The following is a 7765-nucleotide window of genomic DNA, read 5'->3' on the forward strand; positions in this document are numbered from 1 at the left end:
CGCCATCCGCCGCGGCGCGCTGCGGCCCTCGCACGGCCATGCGCGCGCGCTGGCGCCCGGCGACGGGCGGCGGCTGCTGACGGCGGCCGTGCTGGGCACGCTGTATGCGGGCGTGCTGGTGGGGCGCCTGCCCTTCTGGCTGGCCAGCGCGCTGTTCGTCTTCGCCTTCACCATGGCGTTCGAATGGGAGAAGGGGCCGGCGGGACGCGCGCGGCGCATCGCGGAAGCGGCGCTGCTGGGCCTCGGCACCGGGCTCGCCGTGATGCTGGTGTTCGAACGGATCTTCCTGGTGCGCCTGCCTTGACCGACCCGATCTCCATGGTGGGGGCGGGCTTCGCCCATGTGCTGCAGGGCGGCGCCATCTTCCACGCCTTCTGGGCGGTGCTGATCGGCATCGTCATCGGCGCCCTGCCGGGCCTGACCGCGACGATGGGCGTGGCGCTGCTGACCACGCTGACCTTCACCATGGGCCCGCAGGTGGCGATGCTGGTGCTCGTCTGCGTCTATGTGGGCGCGATCTATGGCGGGTCGCGTTCCGCCATCCTGCTGAACATCCCGGGCACGCCGGCCTCCGCCGCCTCCACGCTGGACGGCTATCCGCTGGCGCGGAAGGGGCTGGCGGGGCGGGCGATGGGCATCTCCACCCTCGGCTCCTGGCTCGGCACGCTGTTCGGCACGCTGATCCTGGCGCTGTTCGCGCCGGCCTTCGGCGAGTTCGCGCTGCAGTTCGGCAGCTACGAGATGTTCTGGGTGGCGCTGTTCGGCATCGTCATCGCAGGGTCCCTCTCGGGCGGCGATCCGCTGAAGGGCTACATCGCCGGCTTCCTCGGCCTGCTGGTCGCGACAGTCGGGCAGGAGGCGAACCACGCCTATCCGCGCTTCGCCTTCGGCAGCACGGACCTGGCCGGCGGGCTGGGGCTGCTGCCGGTGCTGGTCGGCGTGTTCGGCGTGGCGGAGGTGCTGAACGCCATGCGCGGGCCGGCCGTGAAGGCGGTGAGCTCGAAGCTGGACAGCATCGTCCCGCGGGTGCGTGACGTGGCGCAGTACTGGCGCACCATCCTGCGCTCCGGTGCGATCGGCACCTTCATCGGCGCGATGCCGGGCCTGGGCGAGGACATCGCGGCCTGGACCAGCTATGCCGCCGCCCGGCGCGCCAGCGCGGAGCGCGATCAGTTCGGCAAGGGCAGCGTCGAGGGGCTGATGTCGGCCGAGACGGGCGAGAGCGCCTGCGTGCCGGGCGCCATCATCCCCGTGCTGACGCTGGCCGTGCCGGGCAGCGCACCGGCGGCGGTGCTGATGGCGGCGATGATGATCCACGGCCTGAACCCCGGCCCGATGCTGGCGATCACCGCGCCGGAATTCATCTACCAGATCGTCGCCATGCTGGTGGTCGCGGACATGGTGAAGCTCGTCTATGGCCTGGTGCTGGTGCGGCCGCTGCTGTGGGTGCTGCTGATCCCGCGCAGCCGGCTGATGCCGATCGTCTTCGTGCTGTGCACCGTCGGCGCCTTCGCCATCACCTCGCGGCTGTTCGACATCTGGGTGATGCTGGGCGCGGGGCTGGTCGGCTTCATCCTGCGGGAGCTGCGCTTCCCGATGGCGCCGCTGGTGCTGGGGATCGTGCTGGGCGACCTGCTCGACAAGAACCTGCTGCGCGGGCTGACGCTGTCGGGCGGCGACCTGACGCCCTTCTTCACCCGGCCGATCAGCGCGGTGCTGTGCGGGCTGACGGTGCTGGCGGCGCTGTGGGCGATCCCCGGGCTGATGGACCGGCTGCTACGGCCGCTGCGGCGGCGGGCGGTGGGCTGAGCGGCGCCGCCCGGCCTGCACGCCTTTCCGCGGCGCGCTATATGGACGGCAGGACGCCAGGCACGGGGGCAGGGTCATGCAGGTCGGCATCGTCGGCGGCGGCATCGGTGGGCTGACGGCGGCTCTCGCCCTTCACGCCCGCGGCATCGCCTGCCGGGTCTACGAGGCGGTGCCGCAGATCCGCCCGCTCGGCGTCGGGATCAATCTGCTGCCGCATGCGACGGCTTATCTGGAGGCGCTCGGCGTGCTGCGCAGCCTGGAAGCGGCGGCGGTGGCGACCCGGGAGGCCGCCTACTACAACCGCTTCGGCCAGCTCATCCACCTGGAGCCGCTGGGGCGTGCCGCGGGCTACGCGACCCCGCAGCTCTCGATCCATCGCGGCGAGTTGCAGATGGTGCTGCTGGACGCGGTGCTCTCGCGCCTCGGGCCGGAGGCCGTGCAGACCGGGCGGCGCTGCCTGGGGGTGGAGCAGGACGAGACGGGCGCGCTGCTGCACCTGCAGGACAGCGAGACCGGCGCGACGCTGCCGCCGCTGCGCTGCGACGCGGTGGTGGCGGCGGACGGCATCCACTCGGTGATCCGGCGCGGCTTCTTTCCGGAGGAAGGGCCGCCGGTCTATTCCGGCGTGAACATGTGGCGCGGCGTGACTCGCATGCAGCCCATCCTGTCCGGCGCCACCATGGTGCGCGCTGGCTGGCTGGCTCAGGGCAAGATGGTGATCTACCCCATCCGCACCTACCCGGATGGGCTGCAGCTGATGAACTGGGTGGCCGAGATCGAGACGCCGCATCACCACCCCAATGACTGGGCGCGGCCCGGCCGGCTGGAGGACTTCCTGCCCGCCTTCGCCGACTGGCACTTCGACTGGCTGGACGTGCCGGCGATGATCCGCGCGGCGGAGGTGGTGCTGGAATACCCGATGGTGGACAAGGACCCCCTGCCCCGCTGGAGCCATGGCCGCGTCACGCTGCTGGGCGATGCCGCGCATCCCATGTATCCGCGCGGCTCGAACGGCGCCGGCCAGGCGATCCTGGACGCGAAGGCGCTGGCGGAATGCCTCTCGGGGCAGCGCGATCCCGTCGCCGCGCTGAAGGAGTACGAGGACCGGCGCCTGGGCCCCACGGCGGCGGTGGTGCGCACCAACCGCAGCAGCCCGCCGGACGCCATCATCCGCGAGGTGTGGCAGCGCAGCGGCGACAAGCCCTTCGCCCGCATCGAGGACGTGATCAGCCGCGAGGAGCTGACCGCGATGCTGGAGGGCTACAAGAAGGTCGCCGGCTACGACCGCGCGGCGCTGCAGCCGGCCCCCTGATCAGTCGGCGGTGATCCCGGCGCGCCGCACCACGTCGGCCCAGCGCTGCAGGTCGCGGCGGATCAGCTCGGCGAGCGCGGCGGGCGTGCCGGGTGTGGGCGCCATGCCCTGCGCCAGAAGCTGCTCCCGCGTCGAGGGCTCTGCGAGCCAGGCGTTCAGCTCGGCGTTCAGGCGCACGACCAGATCCTCTGGCAGGCCCGCGGGGCCGAGCAGCGCATACCAGAGATCCACCTGCACCTCCGGAAAGCCGGCTTCGGCCATGGTCGGCACCTCCGGCGCGGTGGGCACGCGCCGCTCGCTGCCGACGGCGAGCATGCGAATGCGCCCGTCGCGCGCCAGCGGCAGCGCAGTGTGGACGGGCAGCACCATGGCCGCCACGCGCCGCCCGATCAGGTCCTGCACCGCCGGCGCGCTGCCGCGATAGGGCACGTGGTTCATGCTGACCCCGGCCGTCAGGCGGAACAGCTCCATCGCCAGGTGCTGCGGCGTGCCGTTGCCGGGCGAGGCATAGTCCAGCCCGCCGGCGCGGCTGCGGGCGAGATCGACGAAGGCGCGGACCGTCTCCGCCGGGATGTCGGGGTTCACCGCCAGCACGAGGTCGCCAACGGTCAGCTTCGCGACGGGCGTGAAACTGCCCGCGGCGTCGTAGGGCATCTGGCGGAACAGGCTGGGATTCATGACGAAGGTGTTGACCTGCATCATGAGGGTGCGGCCGTCCGGCGCCGCGCGCGCGACGAGCTGGGAGCCGATATTGCCGCTCGCCCCGGCGCGGTTGTCCACCACCACGGGCTGGCCGAGCCGCTGCTGCAGCACCGGCGCGACGAGGCGCGCCAGGATGTCCGGCCCGGTGCCCGGCGTGTAGGGCACGACGATGGTGACGGGCCCGTCGGGCAGGCGCGGTTGCGCGCGCAGCGCCGCCGGTGCGGCGACAAAAGTCGCGGCGGCGAGCAGGCGGCGTCGGGTGGGGCTGGTCAGGGGCATGGCGCGGTTCCTCCCGCGGCCCGGTTGGCCCGGGCCGGCTTCACCTGCTGAGATGGCGAAGCCGGCCCGCGCCGTCAAACGCGGATCAGGCGGCGCCCTTGGCCGCGTTGATCCGCTCCACCCAGGCGCGGCCGTTCGGGGCCTCGGCCAGGATGGTGTCGTAGCTGCGCCGGGCGATGACCTTGAAGGGCTCGAGGTCGGGCTCGGTCACCGCGACGCCACGCGCGCGCACCGCGGCGAGTCCTTCCACGTTCAGCCGGTCATGCGCGGCGAGGCCGTGCTGGATCGCCTCCTTCGCGGCGGTGCGCAGCACGCCCTGCACATCGGCCGGCAGGGCGCGGAAGCGGGCGGCGCTGACCGCGAAGACGGTGGTGGACTGGTGCACCTTGGTCAGCGCGTAGTGCTGGATCACCTCGACGAAGCGGTCCGCGACGACCGCGTCGTTGCTGATCTCCAGCGCGTCCACCACGCCGTTCTGCAGCGCGAGGAACACCTCGCCATAGGCCATCGGCGTCGGCTGGGTGCCGAGCACGCGGTAGGCCTCGACGAAGCCCGGCGTCTGCAGCACGCGGATCTTCAGCCCCTGCAGGTCGGCCGGCGTGCGGATGGCGCGGCGGCCGGCGATGTTGCGCTCGAAGATCGCGCCGAAGCCGAGGCCCATCATGCCGAGCGGATCGAGTTCCCGCAGCATCTGCTCGCCGACGCCGCCCTGCAGGACGCGGTTGGCCTGGGGGTGGTCGTCGAAGATGTAGGGCAGCGACAGCACGCGGTAGTCGCGCACCACCGTCTCCAGCGAGGAGCCGCCGACGAAGGCGCCGTCGATGACGCCGGTGCGCAGCGACTGGATCAGCCGCCCCTCGTTCCCCGCGGCGCCGCCGCCCTGGATGTTGACCGTCACGCGACCGTTGGTGCGCTGGGCGGCGAGTTCCTTGAAGCGCTCGAAGATCACCTGGTAGGCGCTGGTGGCGCTCAGCACATGGCCGAGGTTCATGGTGATGCCCTGCGCCCGGGCGATGCCCGGCGCGCCGAGCGCGAAGCCGGCGGCGGCGAAGCCGAGGCCGCGGCGGGTGATGGTGGTCATGTCCTTCTGTCTCCTCTCCCGGTATGTGGTCATCGCACCAGCGCGAGGCTGAGCGTGGGCACGTAGGTGATGATGGCGAGGTTGACGATCAGCACGCCGAGAAACACCAGGAGCGGGCGCATCAGCTGCTCCATGCGGATCCGCGCGATGCCGCAGGCGACGAAGAGGTTCACGCCGACCGGCGGCGTCACCATCCCGACGGCCAGGTTGACGATCACGATCAGCCCGAAATGCACGGGGTCGATGCCGAAGGCCTGGGCGATCGGGGCCAGGATCGGGGCCAGGATGATGATGGCGGCGAAGGTCTCCATGAACATGCCGACGACCAGCAGGAACAGGTTGACCACGAGCAGGAAGACCAGCGGGTCCGACGACACGCCCGAGAGCGCCGCCGCGATGGTCTGCGGCGCCTGCAGCAGCTGCAGCGCATAGCCGAACATCGCCGCGAAGCCGACAATGATCATCACCACGGAGGAGGTCAGCGCCGCATCGGCGAAGATGCGCGGCACGTCCACGACGCGGATCTCGCGATAGACGAACAGGCCGAGGACGAGCGCATAGGCCACGGCGACCACGGCGGCCTCGGTCGGCGTGAAGATGCCGCCATAGATGCCACCCAGGATGATCACCGGCATCAGCAGCGAGAGGAAGGCGCGACGGAAGGCCGCGAGCAGGTTGGCGGCGTATTCCCCGATGCTCGGCCGCATCCGCTCGCCATGGCCGGCGACCAGCGCCATCAGGCTCGCGGTCAGCATCAGCGAAAGGCCGATCATCAGCCCCGGCAGCATGCCGGCCAGGAAGAGGTCGGTAATGGAGACGCCGGTCAGCACGGCATAGATGACCATCGGCACGGAGGGCGGGATGATGACGCCGAGCTCGCCGGAGGAGGCGACGACCGCGGCGGAATAGGGCCGCGGGTAGCGCTGGCGCTCCATCTCCGGGATCAGCACGCTGCCGATCGCGGCGGCGGTGGCGGCGGAGCTGCCGCTGATGGTGGCGAACAGCATCGAGGTCAGCACCACCGCCGCCGCGAGGCCGCCGGGCAGCACGCCGACGATGGCGATGGCGAAGCCGACCAGGCGCTGGGCGATGCCGCCGAGCTGCATCAGCCGACCCGCCAGCACATAGAGCGGCAGGGCCATCAGCGCGAAGCTGTCCAGGCTCTCGAACACCACCTGGGGAATGGCGATCAGCGGGATGCCCATGCCGATCAGCGTCGGCAGCGGCGCGATGCCGAGCGCCAGCGCGATCGGCAGGCCGCCGAGGAACAGGGCCGCCAGCAGCAGCATCGCGCCGCCCATGGCCTATTCCACCCCCTCGGCGGCGTCGGCGACGGTGCGGATGTCGCGGCGCTGCAGCAGCGTCTCGGCGATCAGCACGGCCGTGTTGAGGATCATCAGCGAGGCGCCGGCGGGCATCGCCGCATAGACCCAGGCCTTGGGGATCTGCATCACCGGGCTGGTCTCCACCGCGCCGAGTTCCATGAAGGCGAGGCCGACGGAGATCAGCAGGCCGAAGAAGCCGAGGCAGAGCAACAGGCCGGCATGCACGAGCCCCTGCCCGGGCAGCGGGGGCAGCCAGCGCACCACGAATTCGAGCGAGATCAGCTGGCGCCGCCGGCAGCCGATCCCGGCGCCAAGGAAGACGATCCAGATCAGCACGTAGCGCGCGACTTCCTCGGTCCAGGCCGCCGAGATGTTGACGCCGGCGGCGGTCAGCACGAAGCGCACGAGCACCTGCGTTAGCACGGCGAAGGTCATCACGGCCAGCAGCAGGCCGATCAGGTAGGTCAGCACCAGGTTGAGCCGGTCCACCAGCCAGATGATCGACTGCAAGCCGCCTCGCCCCCACGACCCGTTGCGGCAAGACTAGGCACGGTGCGCGCCTGTTCGCAACTGGGGCGGAAGTTTGCCCTGCGAACAGCCGGCGGTGCGGGTGGAGCCCGCTGGCGGCGCTGGGCATGACGCCGCGCGCAGCGTATGGCGCTGCGCGGGTCCACCGGGGGAGAGCGACCATGCATGTCGGGAGGACACTGGGATGAGCGGATTGCTGGCCGGCCGCGTGGCCGTGGTGACGGGCGGCGCGCGCGGCCTGGGCGCCGCCATCGCGGCGCGGTTCCGCACCGAGGGCGCCGAGGTCGTGACGCTGGACGTCACGGGCGGCGACATCGCCTGCGACGTGGCCGACGAGGCCGCGGTCGCCGCGGCCTTCGCCGATGTCGGGACGCGGCACGGCCGGCTGGACGTGCTGGTGGCCAATGCCGGGCTGGTGCCGCCCTGGCGCGACCTGACGGCGCTGGACCTGGCGGAGTGGGACCGTGTCTTCGCCGTCAACGTGCGCGGCGTGGCGCTGACGCTGAAGCACGGCGTGCCCCTGATGCCGCGCGGCGGATCGGTGGTCGCGATGGGCTCGATCATGTCGGAGAAGGGCGCGCCGCGGCAGGCGCTCTACAACGCCACCAAGCACGCGGTGCTGGGCATCGTGCGCTGCGCGGCGCAGGAGTTCGGCCCGCGCGGCATCCGGGTGAACGCGCTCGGGCCCGGGCCGGTGGCGACCGCGGCGCTACGCGCCCGGGTCGCCGC

At 71.8% G+C, this 7765-nt stretch carries 8 protein-coding genes; 4 read left to right on the forward strand and 4 right to left on the reverse strand.

Annotated features, from left to right (window positions below; translation table 11 throughout):
* The 3 genes from OZN99_RS20360 to OZN99_RS20370 all read left to right on the forward strand — a co-directional run.
* Window positions 1-304, forward strand: a 304-nt coding sequence (locus OZN99_RS20360; RefSeq protein ID WP_270937089.1) for a tripartite tricarboxylate transporter TctB family protein, incomplete at its 5' end; no start/stop codon positions are given.
* Entirely contained in the window at window positions 301-1809 is a 1509-nt protein-coding gene (locus tag OZN99_RS20365) for a tripartite tricarboxylate transporter permease (protein ID WP_270937090.1), read from the forward strand. The genes OZN99_RS20360 and OZN99_RS20365, both read left to right, overlap by 4 nt.
* A gap of 76 nt (window positions 1810-1885) precedes the next feature.
* The gene (locus OZN99_RS20370) at window positions 1886-3121 is read left to right on the forward strand and encodes a flavin-dependent oxidoreductase (RefSeq protein WP_270937091.1); all 1236 of its coding nucleotides are present in this window, start codon (window positions 1886-1888) and stop codon (window positions 3119-3121) included.
* On the opposite strand, the gene OZN99_RS20375 is transcribed toward OZN99_RS20370, so the two are convergent.
* From OZN99_RS20375 to OZN99_RS20390, 4 genes are all read right to left on the reverse strand, one after another.
* The gene (locus tag OZN99_RS20375; RefSeq protein WP_270937092.1) at window positions 3122-4102 is read right to left on the reverse strand and encodes a tripartite tricarboxylate transporter substrate binding protein; all 981 of its coding nucleotides are present in this window, start codon (window positions 4100-4102) and stop codon (window positions 3122-3124) included.
* Between the two features lie 85 nt (window positions 4103-4187).
* Window positions 4188-5183, reverse strand: coding sequence for a TRAP transporter substrate-binding protein (locus OZN99_RS20380; protein WP_270937093.1), 996 nt, complete (start codon window positions 5181-5183; stop codon window positions 4188-4190).
* Window positions 5184-5212: 29 nt separating this feature from the next.
* Window positions 5213-6484, reverse strand: coding sequence for a TRAP transporter large permease (locus OZN99_RS20385; RefSeq protein WP_270937094.1), 1272 nt, complete (start codon window positions 6482-6484; stop codon window positions 5213-5215).
* Between the two features lie 3 nt (window positions 6485-6487).
* Window positions 6488-7018, reverse strand: coding sequence for a TRAP transporter small permease (locus tag OZN99_RS20390; RefSeq protein ID WP_270937095.1), 531 nt, complete (start codon window positions 7016-7018; stop codon window positions 6488-6490).
* Window positions 7019-7220: 202 nt separating this feature from the next.
* Between OZN99_RS20390 and OZN99_RS20395 the strand changes: the two genes are divergently transcribed.
* Window positions 7221-7765: SDR family NAD(P)-dependent oxidoreductase (locus OZN99_RS20395; RefSeq protein WP_270937096.1), on the forward strand; the 545-nt coding region annotated here is incomplete at its 3' end.

The organism is Falsiroseomonas oryzae (assembly GCF_027856955.1).
Classification (GTDB): Bacteria; Pseudomonadota; Alphaproteobacteria; order Acetobacterales; family Acetobacteraceae; genus Falsiroseomonas; species Falsiroseomonas oryzae.